Source organism: Halorussus salinisoli (assembly GCA_005239435.1).
Lineage (GTDB): Archaea > Halobacteriota > Halobacteria > Halobacteriales > Haladaptataceae > Halorussus > Halorussus salinisoli.
Genome location: SZNP01000010.1, coordinates 103,139 through 121,401, shown reverse-complemented (window position 1 = coordinate 121,401; position 18,263 = coordinate 103,139). Strand labels below are relative to the sequence as shown.

General features: G+C 64.9%; 17 protein-coding genes. 11 read left to right on the top strand and 6 right to left on the bottom strand.

What is annotated here, in order from left to right; genetic code table 11:
• Nucleotides 1-224: 224 nt before the first annotated feature.
• Together E2484_RS22925 and mvk are read right to left on the bottom strand one after the other, a co-directional pair.
• The gene (locus tag E2484_RS22925) at nucleotides 225-989 is read right to left on the bottom strand and encodes an isopentenyl phosphate kinase (protein WP_137287524.1); all 765 of its coding nucleotides are present in this window, start codon (nucleotides 987-989) and stop codon (nucleotides 225-227) included.
• A complete protein-coding gene (gene mvk / locus E2484_RS22920) occupies nucleotides 990-1,979 on the bottom strand; it encodes a mevalonate kinase (protein ID WP_137287523.1) in 990 nt (329 codons plus the stop codon).
• A gap of 421 nt (nucleotides 1,980-2,400) precedes the next feature.
• Between mvk and E2484_RS25300 the strand changes: the two genes are divergently transcribed.
• Nucleotides 2,401-2,562: a hypothetical protein gene (locus tag E2484_RS25300; protein ID WP_170977467.1), complete on the top strand. Its 162-nt coding sequence runs from the start codon at nucleotides 2,401-2,403 to the stop codon at nucleotides 2,560-2,562.
• A gap of 74 nt (nucleotides 2,563-2,636) precedes the next feature.
• On the top strand, nucleotides 2,637-3,578 hold the full coding sequence (locus tag E2484_RS22915) for an alpha/beta fold hydrolase (protein ID WP_137287522.1): 942 nt from the start codon (nucleotides 2,637-2,639) through the stop codon (nucleotides 3,576-3,578).
• A gap of 41 nt (nucleotides 3,579-3,619) precedes the next feature.
• Here the strand turns inward: E2484_RS22915 and E2484_RS22910 are convergent, their stop codons facing one another.
• Together E2484_RS22910 and E2484_RS22905 are read right to left on the bottom strand one after the other, a co-directional pair.
• Nucleotides 3,620-4,027, bottom strand: coding sequence for a Zn-ribbon domain-containing OB-fold protein (locus E2484_RS22910; protein ID WP_137287521.1), 408 nt, complete (start codon nucleotides 4,025-4,027; stop codon nucleotides 3,620-3,622).
• Nucleotides 4,024-5,187, bottom strand: a complete 1,164-nt coding sequence (locus E2484_RS22905) for a thiolase C-terminal domain-containing protein (protein ID WP_137287520.1) — start codon at nucleotides 5,185-5,187, stop codon at nucleotides 4,024-4,026. The genes E2484_RS22910 and E2484_RS22905 overlap by 4 nt, the downstream gene beginning before the upstream one ends.
• 503 nt (nucleotides 5,188-5,690) lie before the next feature.
• Here E2484_RS22905 and E2484_RS22900 point away from each other — a divergent pair.
• Nucleotides 5,691-6,020, top strand: a complete 330-nt coding sequence (locus E2484_RS22900; RefSeq protein WP_137287519.1) for a DUF5789 family protein — start codon at nucleotides 5,691-5,693, stop codon at nucleotides 6,018-6,020.
• Between the two features lie 524 nt (nucleotides 6,021-6,544).
• Here E2484_RS22900 and E2484_RS22895 read toward each other — a convergent pair.
• Nucleotides 6,545-8,290 carry an acyl-CoA synthetase gene (locus E2484_RS22895; protein ID WP_137287518.1) on the bottom strand — a complete coding sequence of 582 codons (1,746 nt, stop codon included), beginning with the start codon at nucleotides 8,288-8,290 and terminating at the stop codon, nucleotides 6,545-6,547.
• 76 nt (nucleotides 8,291-8,366) lie between these two features.
• Nucleotides 8,367-9,272 (bottom strand): S-layer glycoprotein N-glycosyltransferase AglJ, encoded by a 906-nt coding sequence (gene aglJ, locus E2484_RS22890; RefSeq protein WP_137287517.1) that lies wholly within the window; start codon nucleotides 9,270-9,272, stop codon nucleotides 8,367-8,369.
• Nucleotides 9,273-9,657: 385 nt separating this feature from the next.
• On the opposite strand from aglJ, the gene E2484_RS22885 reads away from it, so the two are divergent.
• The 8 genes from E2484_RS22885 to E2484_RS22850 all read left to right on the top strand — a co-directional run bounded on the left by E2484_RS22885 (nucleotide 9,658) and on the right by E2484_RS22850 (nucleotide 18,195).
• Nucleotides 9,658-10,266 (top strand): archaellin/type IV pilin N-terminal domain-containing protein, encoded by a 609-nt coding sequence (locus E2484_RS22885; RefSeq protein WP_137287516.1) that lies wholly within the window; start codon nucleotides 9,658-9,660, stop codon nucleotides 10,264-10,266.
• A 106-nt stretch (nucleotides 10,267-10,372) separates the two neighbouring features.
• A complete protein-coding gene (locus E2484_RS22880) occupies nucleotides 10,373-11,515 on the top strand; it encodes a glycosyltransferase (RefSeq protein ID WP_137287515.1) in 1,143 nt (380 codons plus the stop codon).
• Between the two features lie 46 nt (nucleotides 11,516-11,561).
• Nucleotides 11,562-12,683 carry a glycosyltransferase gene (locus E2484_RS22875; protein ID WP_137287514.1) on the top strand — a complete coding sequence of 374 codons (1,122 nt, stop codon included), beginning with the start codon at nucleotides 11,562-11,564 and terminating at the stop codon, nucleotides 12,681-12,683.
• Nucleotides 12,680-13,651, top strand: coding sequence for an LTA synthase family protein (locus E2484_RS22870; protein ID WP_137287513.1), 972 nt, complete (start codon nucleotides 12,680-12,682; stop codon nucleotides 13,649-13,651). The genes E2484_RS22875 and E2484_RS22870 overlap by 4 nt, the downstream gene beginning before the upstream one ends.
• Nucleotides 13,648-14,631: an alkaline phosphatase family protein gene (locus E2484_RS22865; protein ID WP_137287512.1), complete on the top strand. Its 984-nt coding sequence runs from the start codon at nucleotides 13,648-13,650 to the stop codon at nucleotides 14,629-14,631. Before E2484_RS22870 ends, E2484_RS22865 begins: the two co-directional genes overlap by 4 nt.
• Nucleotides 14,632-14,647: 16 nt before the next feature.
• A complete protein-coding gene (locus E2484_RS22860; RefSeq protein ID WP_137287511.1) occupies nucleotides 14,648-15,604 on the top strand; it encodes an alkaline phosphatase family protein in 957 nt (318 codons plus the stop codon).
• A 5-nt stretch (nucleotides 15,605-15,609) separates the two neighbouring features.
• Complete coding sequence (locus tag E2484_RS22855) at nucleotides 15,610-16,728, top strand: sulfatase-like hydrolase/transferase (protein WP_137287510.1); 1,119 nt, start codon at nucleotides 15,610-15,612, stop codon at nucleotides 16,726-16,728.
• 3 nt (nucleotides 16,729-16,731) lie between these two features.
• Nucleotides 16,732-18,195 carry a lipopolysaccharide biosynthesis protein gene (locus E2484_RS22850; RefSeq protein WP_137287509.1) on the top strand — a complete coding sequence of 488 codons (1,464 nt, stop codon included), beginning with the start codon at nucleotides 16,732-16,734 and terminating at the stop codon, nucleotides 18,193-18,195.
• The last annotated feature ends 68 nt before the right edge of the window (nucleotides 18,196-18,263 follow it).

Sequence of the window (18,263 nt, the reverse complement as noted above, 5' to 3'; positions counted from 1 at the left end):
GCCACGTGGCATCCGTACGTACGTAAACCTGCTCGTGGCGACGAGGCCCCGGCCGCGGCGTCTTACAACCGTCGGTGGGACCTCGCGGTGGCGAGGCCACGTACCCCCGAGCTATCGGTCTATGGGGGCGTTACGCGCCCCGGTAATAAAAACTGACGGGATTGGCCGAATGCAACTCGTCGGTCGGTCACGCCCGACTCGTCGGTCAGTTCCGTGCCGGTCCGTCACTGTCCGTCGATTCGCGTGCCGGGGTCCTCGCCCGCGAGGAACGCCCGGAGGTCGTCGGGACCGAAAATCGTGGCTGGCGCGCCGAGGGCGAGGAGCGCCCGGACCTTTCCGGCCATCCCACCGGTTACGTCGATCGCGTCGCTTTCGCCGAGGTAGTCGGCCACCTCGTCGTAGGACCGGATCTCCGAAATTACTGCGTCGTCGGCGTCGAGGACTCCGGGGACGGTCGAACAGAATCCGACTCGGTCGGCGTCGATGCCCTCCGCGACGGCCGTGACCACTTCGTCGCCGCTGAGGATTGTGACGCCCTCGCCCGCGTGGGCCACCACGTCGCCGTGGAGGACCGGCACGAACCCCTCCCCGAGCATCGTCTCGACCTGTTCGGTCATCAGCGTCAGGTCTGCCTCCTCGTCGCGGCAGGCCGCCGAGAAGGGGTGGACCGGTACCGCGGGCACGTCGCGGTCGTGGAGGCGCGCGAGAACGAAGTCGTCGAGCGTCTTCATCGCGCCGTGAATCTCGACTGCGGCGGTGGCGTCTCCGGACCCCTCGGTCTTCGAGACGCCGTGTTCGCTGGCGTGATGATGGCCGAAGCTTCCGCCGCCGTGGACCACCACGAGGTCCGACACGTCGCCCCCGGCCAGCGCCTCGGCGATGGCGTCTGCGGCCGCGTCGAGCGCCGGACCGTCGAGCGCCTCGGGTCGGTCCTTGTCGGTGACGACGCTACCGCCGAGTTTGAGGACGGTCGTCTCGCTGCCCGCCATCTACTCGGCCTCCGCGCGCACGCCGTCGGTGTCGAGTTCGGCCCGGAACGCGTCCTCGCACCCCGGCGTGTAGTCGAGCGCGGTCTCGGTGCTGTCGGTCGGGTCGAGCGCGACGATGCACCCGCCGCCACCCGCGCCCGTAAGCTTGGCCCCGAGTGCGCCCGCGTCGCGCGCGGCCCAGACCATCTGGTCGAGCGAGCGCGACGAGACGCCGAGGGCTTCGAGCAGGCCGTGGTTGAAGCTCATGAGTTCGCCGAGTTCTTCCACGTCTCCCGCGGTGAGGGCCTGCTCACCGCGGCGCACGAGGTCGCCGATGCTTTCGATGGTGTCGGCCGCGAAGTCGTACTCCTCGCGGAGCGCCCGGACGCCCGCGACGAGTTGGCCCGTGTCGCCCGCGCCGCCGTCGAAGCCGATGACGAACGGGAGGTCCGGGGCGTCGATGGCCCGGCAATCGTCGCCCTCGACCCGGACCGCCCCGCCCGTCGCCGAGCAGAAGGTGTCGGCGCGAGAGGCCTCGCCGTTCTGCACTTCGAGTTCGGCGCGGTAGGCACGTTCGGCGACCTCCGCGGCGGAGAGTTCGACGCCCAACTCGCGGGTCCCGGCGTCGATACCCGCGGTCGTGACCGCGGCCGACGAGCCGAGACCCGCGCCCAGCGGAATCTCGCTCTCGACGGTGATGTCGAACCCGGCGTCGGGTTCGCCCGCGGCCTCGCGCGCCTGCTCGACCGCGGCGTCGATGTACCCGATTCCGGCCTGGACCAGCGATTCCGACACGTCCACGTCGGGCGCGTCGTCGCTTCCGTCGCTGTACTCCACGGTGAACCCGTTCAGACTCAGGTCCTCCGCGTGGACTCGGATGCGGTCGTCGTCGCGCGCTTCGACGGTGACTCGCGCCCGGCGCTCGATGGCGCACGGCACCGCCGGTTCGCCGTAGACGACCGCGTGTTCTCCGAACAAGTAGACCTTGCCCGGAGCGCTCGAAACGACCATGCGAGAAGATTCCGTTCCGGGGGTTAATTCGTTTGCGAAGGCGATTTCCCACTGGCCGCACAGCACCGCGAGGGCCTCGCGTCTCCGCACTCGCCTGCGTTGCTCACGTCGTTGCGCTACTCGGCCACCGTCAGAGGTACGCTCTGACGAGCCTGCGGTCCTGTCCATTCTCGCAGACACCGGAGGACAAACGACGTCCTCCGAGCCTGCGGTCACGTCCGTTCCCGCAGACACCGTCGGAGGCACGTTCCGCCGAGCAATCGCGCCGTCGGCGCGACGACGCCAGTGCTCGCCGTGCGAAACGGCGAGAGGAATGAAAATAATTCTAAAACAATCATAGAGGGATTTCTAGAAACCGTAGATATGTGCGAAGCTGTGAAACTTCCGGGTTGCCCGCTCCCCGAAATTTATGTAGGATACCGTGACCAGAGTGGAGTACGCCCGACCTGTCCGAGACCGGGGAGACGACGACCGTCGAGCCCGCGAACCGGAGTCCGCCGCCGACCTCGTGGTCACGGGCCGCGTGACCGACTTCGACATCACCGGTCCGGCGACCGTCGCCGAGCGACTCGGTTCCGGGTGACTCGTCGCCGAGCGACTCCGGATTCGGAAAACCCCGGCACAACGGCTAACTTTCCCGACGCTGAATATTCGGATATGAAGTTACGAAACGTGGTAGCTGGAGTCGCGGGCGGACTCGGTGCCGCCACGCTCGGCAACCGACTGCTGGCGTGGAAAGCGGGCGACCTCGAACCCGCGCTGGAGGGCCGACAGAAGACGTACCGCTGGCGGGGGTTCGACGTGGCCTACACCGAGGCGGGCGACCCGGACGACCCGGACGTGCTCCTGCTGCACGGGGTCCACGCCGCGGCCTCCAACAAGGAGTTCGACCAGATATTCGACCAACTCGCCAAGACCCACCACGTCGTCGCTCCCGACCTGCCCGGGTTCGGGCGCTCGGACCGGCCGCCGCTGACCTACTCGGCCGCGCTGTACACCGCCTTCGTAACCGACTTCGCAGAGGACCTGACCGACGATGCGGCCTGCGTGGCCACGTCGCTGTCGGGGGCCTACGCCGTCTTGGCACAGCAACAGTCCGGCGTCTTCTCGCGGTTGGTTCTCGTCGCGCCGACCGGCGACACCGGAACCCGGCGGACGTGGCTCCGGTCGGCGTTCCGGTCGCCAGTGGTCGGGCAAGCGCTGTTCAACCTTCTGACCAGCAAGCGGTCGCTCCACTTCTTCGACAACCGCGAGGCGTACTCGACCGAGGCCTCCTACACCGAGCGCGACGTGGACTACCAGTGGCAGACCGCCCACCAACCCGGCGCGCGGTTCGCGCCCGCCTCGTTCGTCTCGGGCTATCTCGACCCCGACGTGGACCTCGGCGAGGAGTTAGCCGGTCTGGACGTCCCCGTCACCATCGTCTGGGGTCGGGACGCGACGGTTTCGCCGCTGGAAGAGGGCGAAGAACTGGCCGAGCGGGCCGACACGAAACTGGTGGTGTTCGACGAGGCGAAGTTGCTTCCCCACGCCGAGCATCCCGGTCCGTTCCTCGACGTGCTGCTGGACGAGTTGACCGAGAAGGAGATGGAAGCCTGAAGAGTCGGTCCGGGTCGGAGACAGTCGCGTCGAAACGACCCTCAGCGCGCCCGGAAGACCAGCACGCGCTCGTCGGCGGTCTCGGTCCCGCCCACCTCGGGCGTGACCTCGGTGCCGACGTCGATCTCTTCCGAGTCGATGCCCCGGACGATTCCCGTCAAGCGAACGCCGTCGAACGCCGCGACCGCCGTGACGTAGGGCGCGTCGTCGGCGAACTCCGGGGACGCGACGTGAACCGTGGTGAACGTCTCGATTTCACCGGTCTCTGGCAGGGCGACTTCTTCGAGGTCGGTCGCGCCGCAGTGGGGGCAGACCCGCCGCGGCGGGAGCGACCCGTGACCTTCGGGGCAGTCGAGGTAGAAGCCCTCGCCCGACTCGATGGCGTCGAGGAAGTCGTCGAAGCCCTCGTCGCGGACGCGTTCGGCCTCGTTTCCGGTTTCGTCGCTCATTCTTCCACCTCCAAGACGTGAACTGTGGTGCTCGCGACCGTGCCACCCGCGTTGTGGGTGACGCCGATCTCACCCGGCACGGCGTCGCTGTTCGGGTGGTCGCCGCGGAGCAGTCGCGTCATCTCGACCACTTGACTCGTCCCCGTCGCGCCGACCGGGTGGCCCTTGGCTTTGAGTCCTCCGGAGAGGTTGACCGGCCGGTCGCCGTCGCGGGTGGTCTCGCCGCGGGCCGCCGCGCCAATTCCCTCGCCGGGCGCGTAGAAGTCGAGGGCTTCGAGCGCGAGGACTTCCGCGATGGTGAAGCAGTCGTGGACCTCCGCGACCGACACGTCCTGCGGGCCGATTCCGGCGTCGTCGTAGGCCTCCTCGGCGGCGCGCTCGGCCGCGGGCGTACGCGCGAGGAACTGTCTGTCTTGCAGGGCCATCTTGTCGCCGCCCTGCCCGGTGCCGGTGATGGAGACCGGCGCGTCGAGGTCGTGTTCCTCGGCGTACTCGTCGCTCACGAGGACCGCCGCGCTCGCCCCGTCGGTGATGGGGCAGGCGTCGTAGAGACCCAGCGGGTCGGCTATCATCGGGGCGTCGAGGGCGTCCTCGACCGAGATGGCCTTCTGGAACTGGGCGTACTCGTTTTCGAGGGCGTTGTCGTGGTTCTTGACCGCGATTCCGGCGAGGTCCTCCTTGCTCCCGCCGTACTGGTCGAAGTAGGCTTTCGCCATCAGCGCGTAGGCCGCCGGGAACGTCATGCCCGCCCGGACCTCGTAGAGGTCGTCGGCCGCGATCGCGAGGGCTTCGGTCGTCCCCGCGGTCCCGAGGTTGTTCATGCGCTCGGCCCCGCCGACGAGCATCACGTCGGCCTCGCCGTTGCGCACGTCCTTGACGGCCTCGCGGACGGCCACGCCCGAGGAGGCGCACGCGCTCTCGTAGCGCGTGGCGGGCGCGGTCAGTCCCGCGGCCTCGGCCATCAGCGGGCCCTGGTGGCCCTGATGCTCGGCCAGTTCGCCCATGAAGTTGCCGTAGTTGAGTTGTTCTACGTCCGCGCGGTCCACGCCCGCGTCGGTGAGCGCGCGCTGACTCGCTTCCGCGAAGAGGTCCCGGCCCGTCCGCTCGGGATGCTTGCCGAAGTGGGTGAGACCGACCCCTGCGACTCGTACGCCTGTCATACATCTATCTTCGTGATGGACAGTTAAGAAAGGCACCGGTTGTCGGTGATGTGGAAGGTTCGATTCGCGGACGTGCCGGGGGCGCTCGGTCTACCGGGACGCTCGGTCGGACGGCGGTGGTCAGTCGGGACTCGCGCTCACGGTTTCGCTCATGGCTACAGAGGGAATGCCGTTGGTGGTTGTGTGCGTTCTGGCCGCCGCTCCGAGACCGTTTGCACCATCTCGAAGCGGGCCTAAGGATATCTGAATCACGACCTAGGAACATTTTACATTTGTTATGAGTGGCTGTATACACGTCACACGCCTCTAAGATTGTCTCGGACTGACGCTTCACGTCTCGGCAAGATGCTTCGTCTCCGTTCGGCCGGAAGCCGTCGCTCTCGGTCCGTTCGTCGTCCTCGGTTCGGCCGTCGCTCTCGGTGAACCGACCGCTCGACCACCGACCCGAACCCTTGGAATTCCGAGTAGTGAGTTTTTCATTGCGGGAGCCAGAACCCACACCTATGGGCGTGAGGCCACCATCGTCGGACTCGGACGACGGACCCGACGTCATCGAGTTCGGTATCGCCGAAGTAGCGGCCGAACTCGACGACGGCGATCTCTCGTTCCCGGCGACCGGCACGGAAGTCGTTGAGTCGCTGTCGGACCCTCGCATCAAGTACGACGCCAGCGGCCACACGGTAGCGCTCTCGGAGGCCATCTCGGAGGTCGAACGTGAGCGGTTCGACGACAAACAGGAGTTTCTGAACGCGCTCCACCCCGTGTTCGAGAAGTATCGCCACTCTCGGACGCCGGGCGTCATCGAACGCGTTCGGTCCGCGCTACCGCTTTGAGGGGGCTTCTAGTCGGGTTCTCCGTCTCTCCTGCGTGATTCGGTTCGTCGTAGTCGGGAGTAGTCCCGGCTGTAACGTCGTCCCGGCTATAATGGCATCCGGGCTGTAGTCGTGAACGGGAGAGAGAAGCTAGCTACTCCGTGAGCCACGGAGTCATCGCACAGCACCACACTACCGCGCACCGCCACGGCCACACACCTCTCCAACCGCCTGCGTTGCTCGGCCACGGGCCTGCGCTACTCGTCCATCGTCGGTGGAAACTCCGACGAGCCTGCACTCGCTTCGCTCGCGCAGACACCGGAAGACGACTCGCGTCTTCCGAACTGCGGTCACGTCCGTTCTCGGGGACCTCGCGCGCACGGGCGCGATTCGAAAAAAAAAAGCACGAAGTCGTACCGGCGGACGACCCGCGTCGCCGAGCAATCGCGCCGACGGCGCGACGACGCCAGCGCGGGCCGGGGAGAGGAGTAAATCAGCGCGCGCAGAGTTTTACTGTCGAAAGAACAGATTCCGACGAACCTCGCTCACTCCCGCTCGACTTCGGCCTCTTCTTGGGCGTCGTCCTGCAGTTCCGTCCGGCGAATCTTCCCCGTCACCGTCTTCGGGAGGTCGTCCACGAACTCGATTTCGCGGGGGTACTCGTGGGCAGATAGTTCGTCGCGGACGTAGGACTTGACGTCCTCTGCGAGGTCGTCGGAGGCGTCGGCGTCGTCGCTCGGGACGACGTAGGCCTTCACGATGTTGCCGCGCTCGCGGTCGGGTTTGGGAACGACCGCGGCCTCCGCGACTGCGGGGTGTTCGCCGAGCGAACTCTCGACCTCGAACGGGCCGATGCGGTAGCCCGACGAGATGATGACGTCGTCGGCCCGGCCCTCGAACCAGAAGTAGCCGTCTTCGTCTTTTCTGGCGAGGTCGCCCGAAAGGTACCATTCGCCCTCCGGCCCCTCTACGAAGCACGCGGCCGTCTTCTCGGGCTTCTGCCAGTATCCGGCGAAGAAGCAGGGGTAGTCGCCGCGCTGGGCGATTTCGCCGGTCTCGCCCGGCGGCATGGGTTCGCCGGTCTCGGGGTCCACCACTTCGGATTCGATTCCGGGCAGGGGCTTGCCCATGCTCCCCGGCTTCAGTTCCATCGTCGGGTAGTTGTTGATAATCATGTTCCCGGTCTCTGTCTGGCCGTAGGTGTCGTGGATGGTGACGCCCAGCGTCTCCTCGCCCCAGTCCACGACCCCGGCCGAGAGCGGTTCCCCGATGGAGAGGGCGTGGCGGAGGTTGACGTTCACGCCCTCCAGAATCTCCTCCTTCTCGCGGAGCATCCGGTAGGCCGTTGGCACGCTGAACAGGACCGAAATCGGGTACTCGTCGAGCAGGTCGGACCACGTCTCGGGGTCGAACTCGCCCTCGTAGGTGAACAGTGACGCGCCCCAGAACCACGCCCCGAGAGTGTTGATAGGTCCGGTGAGCCACCCGAGGTCGGCGGTAGACCAGTAGAGGTCACCGGGTTGGAGGTCCACGGCGTACTTCTGTGTCGCCGCCACCCCGGCGACCCACCGCTGTTTGTGCCGGACGCCCTTCGCCGGGCCGGTCGTCCCGCTGGTGTAGTAGAGGAGCGCGTCGTCCTCGCCACTGGTCCGAGCGGGCTCGTACTCCCTGCTCGCGCCGTCGAGTGCCTCCGCGAAGCCGACGTCGTCGGTCTGTGCAGCGTCGAACTCCCCGCCGTCGCTCCGGTCTACGACGAGGACGTGTTCGACCGAGGGTGCGTCTTCGAGCGCCTTCCCGACCGTCTCCCGGTTGTCGCTCGTCGTCACGACCACCGAGGCGTCGCAGTCGTCGAGTCGGTAGGAGATGCCGTCCGGCCCGAATCGCTCGTTGACCCCGCCGAACACCGCGCCGCGCTTGAGCGTCCCGACGAGCGCGACGTAGTGTTCCGGAATCCGGGGCATGTACGAGAACACCCGGTCGCCCTTCTCGACGCCCAACTCTTCGAGGACGTTGGCGAACTGGCCGGAGCGGTCGGCTAACTCCCGGAACGTCGTCTTCGTGAGGTCGCCGTCCTCGCTCACCTGGTAGAGCGCGACCTTCTCGCCTCCCGACTCCGCCGCTCGATCTTCCGAGGCGCGTTTCGCCTCACCGTTCCGGGCGTGGCGGTCGCAGACCTCGTGGCCGACGTTGAGTTCGTCGGGCGCGTCCCAGTCTGCCTCGGCGTAGATGTCGTCCCACGAGAACGATTCGCGTACCTCGTCGTAGTCGTGAAGATTGTGACCTTCTACCATACGTAACTACCTACTCGAGTGGCAAAAATAACAGTACCGCCAGTTTTCGATATCTCGAAACCGGAACGAAAGTTGGTCAGTCGAGACGACGCATCTGTTCCCGATGCAGGGTTACGATGAGGTCCGAGAGCACGCCGAACATCAACAGCTGCACGCCGAACAGGATGGCGAACGCTGAGACGAGAGCGAGTACTTCGTGGGACGTACGCGGCGGCACGAACCACTCGTAACCGACGTACGCGCCGATAGCGACGCCGAACAGTCCACTCAGCAGGCCAACGCTTCCGAAGTAGAACAGCGGGTTGCTCGTCTTTGCTAACTGGTAGAGCGTGAGGAGGATGACCCCGCCGTCCCGAACCGGGTGGAGGTTGGTGTCCGACTCGTCGGGGCGGGCCTCGTACCTGATGGGGACCACCGTCGTCGGAACCCCCTGTTTGACGCACTCGACGGCCATCTCGGTTTCGACCCCGAACCCGTCGGCGTCGAGATAGAAGTCCTCGACCGATTCGCGGGTGAACGCCCGGTAGCCACTCAGGATATCCTCGAAGTTCTTGCCGTGGATGTGGCGGAACACCCAGTTGAACATCCCGTTGCCGAACTCGTTGAGGCGACTCATCGCACCGTCCTCCATGTCGGCGAAGCGGTCGCCGATGACGTGTTCGTAGTCGCCGTTCAGTAGGGGTTCGAGCATGTCGTCGGCGTCTTCCGGGCGGTAGGTTCCGTCGCCGTCGAGCATCAGGACGTACTCGGCGTCGATGTGCTGCACCGCCTCCCGAATCGCCTGTCCCTTGCCGGTCCCGGACTGTTGCATCACTCTCGCGCCGTGTTCGCGGGCGGTGTCGGACGTCCCATCGGTGGAGTTACCGTCGATGACGAGGACGTTCTCGAACCCGCGACGCGTGAACCCGTCGATGACCTCGCCGATGGTCTCGCCCTCGTTCAACGTCGGGATTAGTACGCATACGTCCTCGCGGTCGGCCATTGAGAGTGAGTGGTCACCACGAGCGCAAAAGGCTTTCCAACCTATTGTTACGTGACCATTTACGCCGTCGTCGTTCGTTTGTCGCGTCTCTGCCTGTCCAGTCGAATCTTCGTTCGTCTATCTGCGCCTTCACTCGTCTATCTGCGTCTGTAATCTCGGCCGTGGAGAACCGCGTGAGCGGCGGCCTAAATTCCATTCGCTTAATATGTCCGTATTTCGTCGCGCTTGCTCGCGCCGGATCGAACCGCCACTGTACGACTTACTGCGGTTATACTCTTGACAAATCCGGAGCCAATTATCACTCCTGAAAATGGACGAACATTATATATATCCCTGGTGGCAGTTCCTCGTTGGGAAAGTTCCCGAATATAATACGGTCCGAATAATGATAAGAAATGGTCTCTCAGCGGTAAAAGATAGAATCGAGGGCGCGGTCAACGACCGCGGTCAGGTGGGTATCGGTACGCTCATCGTGTTCATCGCGATGGTGCTGGTCGCCGCTATCGCAGCAGGCGTGCTCATCAACACGGCCGGGTTCCTCCAGACCAAGTCCGAACAGACCGGTCAGGAGTCCAGCGCACAGGTCTCGAACCGCGTGCAGGTCGTCAGCGCCTTCGGTAACGTCGGTAACGAGAACGTGAAGGACATCAGTCTGACGGTCATGCGTGGCTCCGGGTCCGACGACATCAATCTCTCGGCCGCTACTATCGAATGGATCGGTCCGAACAAGGCCCAGACGCTCGTCTACGGTGACTCCGCGAACGATACGCAGTTCACCGTCAACACTATCAAAGACCCCGACAACTCCAAACCCGTCCTCAACACGCAGGACGACCGTCTCGAAATCAACATGAGTGCGACCGACATCAACGGTGAAGGTCTCGGTGAGGGCGAGGAAGTCAAACTCAAACTCACCACCCAGTACGGCGCAGTGACGCTCTACCGCGCCAACGTCCCGCAGTCGCTCTCTCAGGAGAGCGCTGTCACGGTCTAACGCAGCAGACCTTCCTCTCACGTCTCCTGTCCGCGTTTCATTTTTCGCCGTACGACCGCGACGAGCGACCAACAGTATGTTATAGCCCGATTCCATAGCCGGTCGTATGAACCCTCTCGTCGCCGTTGCTGGCGCACTCGTCGCCGCCACGGCCCTGCCGTACCTCGCGTATCTCGCCCTCTACGCGGTGGTTCGACCGAGCGGTTCGCCCGCCGACAAGCGCGAGGCCGAACCGACGGTCAGCATCGTCCTTCCGACGTACAACGAGTCGGGCATCATCGAGAAGAAACTCGACGACGTAGTGTCGCTGGACTACCCGATGGAGAAGGTGGAGTTGGTCGTCGTGGACTCTAGCGACGACGAGACGCCCGACCGCATCGAGGAGTACTTCGCCGACCGGAGCCATCCCGACCTGAACCTCATCCGCGAACAGGAGCGCCGAGGTCTCGCGCCCGCACTCAACGACGCCTACGCCGCCACCGAAAACGAGATGGTGGTCAAGACCGACTGCGACTCCTACGTCGCCGACGACGCGCTCCGAGAGGCGGCCGCGAATCTCGCCGACCCCGACGTGGCGGCCGTCACGGGCCAGAACGCCGAAGTCCTCGGCGGGAGCGAGGTCGAGGCCGGGTACCGCGGCGTGCAGGCCCACATCCAGACGCTGGAGTCCCACCTCGACTCGACGCTCATCTTTCACGGTCCGTTCTCGGCGTTCGAGAACGACGCCATCGTTCCCATCGACCCCAACTCGCTGGCCGACGACACCGAACTCGCCCTGAAGATTCGCCGCGGCGGAGACCGGGTCCTCTTCGACCCCGCGGTCAGGTACAAGGAGGCCTCCCACTCGGACTTCGGAAAGCGCAGGCTTCAGAAGGACCGCAGAGGGATGGGTCTGATTCGCCTGCTCGCCCAGCACCGCGACGCGCTCGGGAAGTACGGCAACTACGGCAAGGTCGTCCTCCCGTTCAACTGGTGGTTCATGGTCGTCTCCCCGTGGCTGGTGGCGCTGGACGTGCTGGCGGTCACGGCGGCCGGAATCTCGGTCGCGGGGGTCGCCGGACTCGCGGTCCCGGCCGCGCTCGTCGGGTTCGTGTGGCTCGGCCAGAAAGACCTGCTCGGCCCACTCCAGGCCGTCTACGCCGTCTTCGACTCACAGGTGTCGTTATTGCACGCCGCGGTCGAACTGCTCCGCGGGAAGGGCGACGGGACGTGGGAAGTCGACGATGAGTTGCGGGAGGCCTTCGAATGAGTACAGTTAAACCTTCGTCAGGAAAAGGCCGAACCGACAGAACAGCATGAACGACCAGTCTATCGCCATCGCCCACGGAAACTACCTCGAACGCGGCGGTGCCGAAACGCTGTCGGACGAACTCGCCCGCACGTTCGACGCGCCGCTGTACTACGGGTTCGGGAGCGACGAACACGTCTCCGACGACGTGGACGCCCGGAGCCTCTACGAGGACTCCCCGTTCTCGGCGGTCAAGCAGTCGGTGTTTCTTCGGGACCTCTACTACGCGTGGAACGCCCAGCGAATTCCCGAACTGACCGACTACGACGTGGTCGTCCTCTCGAAGAACGAACTGAGTTGGTACGTCCCCGAGGACGAACAGGTCGTCGTCCACTACACTCACAGCACGCCACGGGTTCCCTACGACCTGTTCCAACAACGTGCGAACTCGGTGTTTTCCCGCCTGTACGCGTTCGTCGCGCGGACGATGTTCCTCCCGAACACGAAGTTCCCGGACAAGTTCGTGGCGAACAGCGAACTCGTCGCCCGCCGCCTCCGGCGCTACTGGGGCGTCCCCGACGAGAAGATAGAAGTCGTCTACCCGCCCGTGAACGTAGATCAGTACGAGAGCCGCGAGACGCGGGACTACTACCTGACGTACTCCCGGCTGATTTCCGAGAAGCGCATCGACGCCATCGTCCGGGCCTTCGAGGGACTCGACGCCAAACTGGTCGTCGGCGGGGCCGGCGACGAGCGCGAGAGCCTCGAACGACTCGCGCCCGAGAACGTCGAGTTCGTCGGCTACATGTCCGAAGCGGAGAAGATTCGGCGGCTCGGCGAGGCGAAAGCAGTCGTCTTCAACGCGATGAACGAGGACTTCGGCATCATCCCCATCGAGGCGTTCGCCAGCGGGACGCCCGTCCTCGGCGTGAACGAGGGCTACACCAAGTACCAGATTCTCGACGGCGAGAACGGACTGGTCCACGATCCCGACCCCGCGAGCATCCGCGACTCCATCGAGGCGTTCGAGCGCGAGGGCGTCGAGTGGGGTGCCGACGAGATAGCAACCTTCGCCGAGCGATTCGGCACGGACCGATTCAGAGAGGAGATGCGGGAGGTGGTCGAAAATGCGGTAGAAGCGGCAGAGATCGACCCGCACGCGAAGCAGACAACAGTAGAACAACTATGACGTTCAGTGACTGGCTCCAGGAAAGTAGAGACCGAATCAGACACGACGGCGTAACGAAGGGAGCGTACGCGTCAGCACAAGAGTTCTGGGCGGGTGCGCTCGGCCATTTCGGTCGTCACGTCTGGAATTACGGCGAATCGATTCACGACAAAGACTGGGACGTGTTGCTCGTCCTCGACGCCTGCAGGATAGACCTGCTGGACGATGTGGCCGGGCAGACGGACTACGACGTCCTCGAAGGGTTCGACCCGGAGCGAGACGCCACCAACTCGGTCGCGTCTCGCTCTCCGGAGTGGATAGCGAAGACGTTCGACCCGGAAACGTACGGAGACGAACTCTCGAACACGGCGTACGTTACGGCGAATCCCCACTCGCGGGACGTTCCCGACCCGGACTCGCTGTATCTCTTCGACGAAGTGTGGAAGTACGGCTGGGACACCGACTACGGAGTCGTCCCACCGCGGGCCATGACCGATCGCGCTATCGACGTGTGGCGCGACCACGATCCGGACCGGATGATCGTCCACTACATGCAACCGCACCTGCCGTTCCGGTCGCTGGTGGACGAGTACCCCGAGTGGTTCCGGTTCGAGGTGGGGCTCGACAACCCCGCACCGAGCCAGCACAAGACGCTCTGGCGGCGACTCCGTGACCGCGAAGTGCCTCACGACCTCGTGTGGGAAGCCTACTGCGACAACCTCGAGTGGGTTCTCGACGACGTGGAGTTGCTGTCGGAAAATCTCGAAGCCGACACCGTAGCTATCTCCAGCGACCACGGGAACGCGATGGGCGAGTGGTGGGTGTACGGCCACCAGAGCCCGATTCCGATATCGGCGCTCAAGCGCGTCCCGTGGGTGACGTTCTCCGCGACCGACACCGGGGCGTACGAACCCGAACTCGAAGCCGAGGACGTAGAAGTCAGCGAGGCGGAGTACGAAGACCGACTCAAGAACCTCGGCTACTTATGACGTTCGCCGACTGGCTCGAAGAGACTCGAACGCGGTTCCAGACGATGGGTCTAAAACGAGGGGCCGTCGCCTCCGCGAACGAGTTCTGGGTAGGGATGCTTCGGCGGTTCGGCCGCGACGTCTGGAACTACGGCGAACCCATCTACGAGCGAGACTGGGACGTGTTGCTCGTCCTCGACGCGTGTCGAGTGGACCTGATGCGGGAAGTCGCCGCCGAGGAGAGGGACCGCTTCCCGTTCCTCGACCCCGAGTTCGAGGTGTTCGATTCGGCCGGGTCGATGTCCAAGGAGTGGATGGAGAAGAACTTCGGTGACGAGTACGCCGACGAGAAGGCGAACACGGCGTACGTCTCGGGCAATCCGTTCACCCGCGACCTCGACCCCGACGAGTTCGGACTACTGGACGAGGTGTGGCGCTACGCGTGGGACGACGAGCGCGACCTGATGCCGCCACGGCCGCTGACCGACCGAGCGATTCAGGTCAAACGCGACCGTGACCCGGACCGACTCGTCGTCCACTATCTCCAGCCACACGTCCCGTTCCGGTCGATGCCGGATGCGGGATTCCGGTGGGGCGACCCCGAGGAGAACTTCGGAGTCAAGGACGGCGGAACGGGCGAGGAGCGCGGCCCGTGGCACCGACTCCTCGACGGGAACCTCTCACGCGACGAACTGTGGGAGGGGTACCGGGACAACCTCGAATGGGTCCTCGAAGACGTCGAACTCTTCCTCGACAACGCGGACGCCGACACCGTGGTCATCTCCAGCGACCACGCGAACGCGATGGGCGAGTGGTGGTGTTACGCTCACCCAGACTACGTCCCGATTCCGGCCCTGAAGCGCGTTCCGTGGATCGAGACCAGCGCGACCGATACCGGGTCGTACGAACCCAAACTCGAAGTCGCAGGTTCCAGAGCGGACGACGATAGCATGGACGACGACGAGGTGAACGACCGACTCGAAGCACTCGGATACAAATGAACCGGAGCAACGACGCATGACGTTCGCAGATTGGGTCTCCGAGACGAAGTTCAAACTGTCCGAGTACGGCGTCCGCGACGGCACTCGGTCGGCCGCCTACGACTTCTGGGGCGGGTTCGCCCGGCGGGCCAGTCACGAGTTAGGTCTCGACACAGCGGGTACTCCGATTTACGAGCGCGACTGGGACGTGTTGGTCCTACTCGATACCTGCCGAGTGGACGCGTTAGAAGAGGTCGCGGACGAGTACGACTTCGTTCCGCCAGCGGTGCCGACGTTCACGTCGCTCGGGTCCACTTCGTGGGAGTGGCTTCACGACAACTTCACTCCGGCCTACGCCGACGAGATTTCGCGCACTGCCTACGTCACGGCGAACGCCCACACCAAGCGATTCGGCGACGAGTTCCAAGTCGACGCCGAGGCGTTCGACCTGTTGGACGAGGTGTGGCGCTACGGATGGGACGACGAGTTCGGCGGTATCCCGCCGCGAGGCGTCACCGACCGAGCGATACAGGTCAAACGCGACCGTGACCCCGACCGACTCGTCGTTCACTACATGCAGCCCCACACGCCGTACCGGTCGCTCGAAGAGTCCGCACCCGAGGCGGCCCGACTACTCGCCGCCGACGACAACCGGGCCGTCTGGGACCTGCTACAGTCCGGCGACCTCTCGCGGTCGGCCGCGTGGAGCGCGTATCTGGAGAACCTCCGGTGGGTCCTCGAAGAGGTCGAACTCCTCCTGTCGAATACAGACGCCGACACCCTCGTCGTGTCGAGCGACCACGGCGAGGCGTTCGGCGAGTGGGGACTGTACGGCCACTACCGACACGTTCCCCTCTCGGTTCTCAAGACGGTTCCGTGGGTCGAACTGTCGGCGTCCGACTCGGGTGAGTACGAACCCGAGGTCGAGGCGGAGAACGTGGACGTGACCGACGACGACGTTGAACAGCGCTTAAGCGCACTTGGCTACAAGTGATTTCAATGACTGACACGACACTCTTGGTTACGGTCGACTCGCTCCGGTACGACCACTACCAGTACATGACCGCGACGAGGGAGTTCCTCGGCGAGTCTCATCCGGCGACGTTCGCGACCAACACCGCCACGCCCTCCTGCTTCCAGTCCATCGTCGGCGGCATCTATCCCGGCGAGGTCGGCGTCGACGCCGACTCGAACGTCGCGGTCGCGCTCGACTCCCCGTACAAGTACGGCGTCTCTACCAACCGCTTCCTCTCGAACCGATACGGCTACGACCTCGGATTCGACGAGTTCACGGCACCGGGTCGAGAGGAAAAAGGTCTCAAAGACCGGGTCGCCGAACACATGACTCCCCAAAGTACGCTGTTCGGTATCGCCTCCCGCGTCTGGAACGTGGTGCAAGAGGTCCAACAGCGCGTGTCCACGGTGGACCGAGATTACCGTCCCGCGGCCGACGTAATCGCCGAGTTCCTCGACGCGACCGAGGGCCGCGACGAGTGGTTCGGCTGGCTTCACTTCATGGAGCCACACCACCCGTACAATCCCGACGACGGCCCCGTCTCGCGCGGCGAAGCCCAGCAGATAACCCGTCGAGTCCTGAACGGTCGCGCGAGCGAGCGCGACGCCGGACTCGCCCGCGAACTGTACAAGGGCGAGGTCGAGGAACTCGACGACCGACTCGCGCGCCTCTGGGACGCGATTCCCGACGACACGCGCGTTCTCTTCGTCGCGGACCACGGCGAACTCCTCGGCGAGTACGGCGAGTGGGGCCACCACGCCACCATGTGTCCGGAACTGCTCCGCCTGCCGCTGGCGACCCGAAACATTCCCGTCGAGAGCGACGTTCTCAGCCTCGTGGACGTGCCGACGCTCCTGCTCGGCGAGGAGTACAACCACGGTTCGTTCGAGCGCGAGACGGCCTACGCGGCCTCGAACGGAAGCCACGCCGCGATGAACCGCGACCACGTGGCGACCGACGAGGGCGTGGTGACCCTCGACGGCGACCCAGCCGAGGACGACGACCTGATGGCGGCGAAAGAGGAGTTCGAGAGCAGAGCCGCCAGACCCGTGACGAAAGACGAACTCCCCCACGACGACCTGGAAGCACTTGGCTACCTCTGACCGATGAGCACGGCTGACCTCGACATCGGCAGGGAGGCGCTGATCTCGGTCGCTGCGAAGTTCACGATGTCGGCGTTCGGCTTCGCTGGCGTCATGATTTTCGCGCGAGTGCTTGGGTCCAACGGCGTCGGACGGTACTACACGGCACTCGCCATCGCGCTGATGCTCGTCAGAATCTCGGCGGGCCTCGGTCAGGCAATCAAGAAACGAGTAAGCGAGGTCGACACCGACCCAGCGGAGTATCTCGGTCTCGGACTCGCCGCCCACGTCCTCTACGTCGGGGTCGTCACGGCCGTCTTGGTCGCCCTATCACCCGCCCTGCCGGTCAGGGGCATCACGGCCGACGACGTGCTCGGCATCGTCCTCGTTTTCAGCAGCGTCGGCTCGTTCCAGATTCTGAACCGTTTCTACGCCGGAATCGGCTTCCCCGGCCGGTCGTTCTGGCTGGACACGGTGCGGAGCGTCGTGACCCTCGTGTTCCAGCTCGCGCTCCTTTTCCTCGGAATGGAGGCGTTCGGCATCCTGCTCGGACTGGCGATAGCGAGTTTCGTCACGGCGGGCGTCGTCGCCGTCGTCAGCGGCGTTCGACCCGCGCTCCCCTCGCGGGAGACGTTCGCGTACACCGGGAAGTTCGCTCGGTGGAGCATCCCCACCTCGCTCGTCAACGACCTGTACAAGCGCGCGGACCCGATCATCATCTGGCTGTTCGTCGGCACCGGCGCGGTCGGCCTCTACGAGACAGCGCTCCGATTGGTGCTTCCCGCTTCCCAGTTGACCGCCAGCATCTCCAACCCCCTACAGGTGAAGGTCAGCGGCCGGTCGTCGCTCGGCGAGGACGTGCGCGAGGACGTGGCGAACGCCATGACCTACGCCGGACTGCTCGGCATTCCGATGTTCTTCGGGGCGCTCGCGCTCCCCGACGTGTTGATGCGGACGTTCTTCGGGTCGGGATTCGGGCAGGGCGGCGAGGCGCTCGTCGGCATCGCACTGTTCTACGTGTTCTACATCTACCAGATTCCGCTCGAATCGGCCATCAGCGGGACCGACAGGCCGGAACTGACCTTCCGGGTGAATCTCGCCGGTCTGGCCGTCCACATCCCGCTCGCAATCGTTCTCGCTCGGGAGTACGGACTGCTCGGCGTCATCGGTGCGACGCTGTTCGCCGAAGTCCTGATGTTCGGAGGGTTCCAGTTTCTCTGCCGGAGACTGTTCGGCGGCACGATTTTCCCGGCCCCTATCGCGGCACAGACGGCGAGCGGACTGGCGATGTTCTTCGTCGTCACCGAGGTCAGAGAGATGGTCACGCTCAACTACTGGCTCCCGGTAATCGCGCTCGTGGGCTTCGGCGCAGTCGTCTACTTCGCGGTTCTCGTGGTCGCGAGTTCCCACTTCCGGCTTACGGTAGCCAACGTGTTGGGACCGGTTTACGAGCAGGTTCTCGGGTGGGGCCAGCGCTCGGAAGGCTGACCGCCAACCGACGCTCTTCCCGGAACCGTCCAGACCGCCTAGGCCGTCCGGAGAGCCGTGAGCCCGCT

Excerpts from the sequence above, each read along its gene's own strand:
- E2484_RS22885 (WP_137287516.1), top strand. The coding sequence starts at position 9,658 with ATGATAAGAAATGGTCTCTCAGCGGTAAAAGATAGAATCGAGGGCGCG.
- E2484_RS22850 (WP_137287509.1), top strand. The coding sequence starts at position 16,732 with ATGAGCACGGCTGACCTCGACATCGGCAGGGAGGCGCTGATCTCGGTC.
- E2484_RS22870 (WP_137287513.1), top strand. The coding sequence starts at position 12,680 with ATGACGTTCAGTGACTGGCTCCAGGAAAGTAGAGACCGAATCAGACAC.
- E2484_RS22880 (WP_137287515.1), top strand. The coding sequence starts at position 10,373 with ATGAACCCTCTCGTCGCCGTTGCTGGCGCACTCGTCGCCGCCACGGCC.
- E2484_RS22925 (WP_137287524.1), bottom strand. The coding sequence starts at position 989 with ATGGCGGGCAGCGAGACGACCGTCCTCAAACTCGGCGGTAGCGTCGTC.
- E2484_RS22865 (WP_137287512.1), top strand. The coding sequence starts at position 13,648 with ATGACGTTCGCCGACTGGCTCGAAGAGACTCGAACGCGGTTCCAGACG.
- E2484_RS22855 (WP_137287510.1), top strand. The coding sequence starts at position 15,610 with ATGACTGACACGACACTCTTGGTTACGGTCGACTCGCTCCGGTACGAC.
- E2484_RS22895 (WP_137287518.1), bottom strand. The coding sequence starts at position 8,290 with ATGGTAGAAGGTCACAATCTTCACGACTACGACGAGGTACGCGAATCG.
- aglJ (WP_137287517.1), bottom strand. The coding sequence starts at position 9,272 with ATGGCCGACCGCGAGGACGTATGCGTACTAATCCCGACGTTGAACGAG.
- mvk (WP_137287523.1), bottom strand. The coding sequence starts at position 1,979 with ATGGTCGTTTCGAGCGCTCCGGGCAAGGTCTACTTGTTCGGAGAACAC.
- E2484_RS22910 (WP_137287521.1), bottom strand. The coding sequence starts at position 4,027 with ATGAGCGACGAAACCGGAAACGAGGCCGAACGCGTCCGCGACGAGGGC.
- E2484_RS22915 (WP_137287522.1), top strand. The coding sequence starts at position 2,637 with ATGAAGTTACGAAACGTGGTAGCTGGAGTCGCGGGCGGACTCGGTGCC.
- E2484_RS22900 (WP_137287519.1), top strand. The coding sequence starts at position 5,691 with ATGGGCGTGAGGCCACCATCGTCGGACTCGGACGACGGACCCGACGTC.
- E2484_RS22860 (WP_137287511.1), top strand. The coding sequence starts at position 14,648 with ATGACGTTCGCAGATTGGGTCTCCGAGACGAAGTTCAAACTGTCCGAG.
- E2484_RS22905 (WP_137287520.1), bottom strand. The coding sequence starts at position 5,187 with ATGACAGGCGTACGAGTCGCAGGGGTCGGTCTCACCCACTTCGGCAAG.
- E2484_RS22875 (WP_137287514.1), top strand. The coding sequence starts at position 11,562 with ATGAACGACCAGTCTATCGCCATCGCCCACGGAAACTACCTCGAACGC.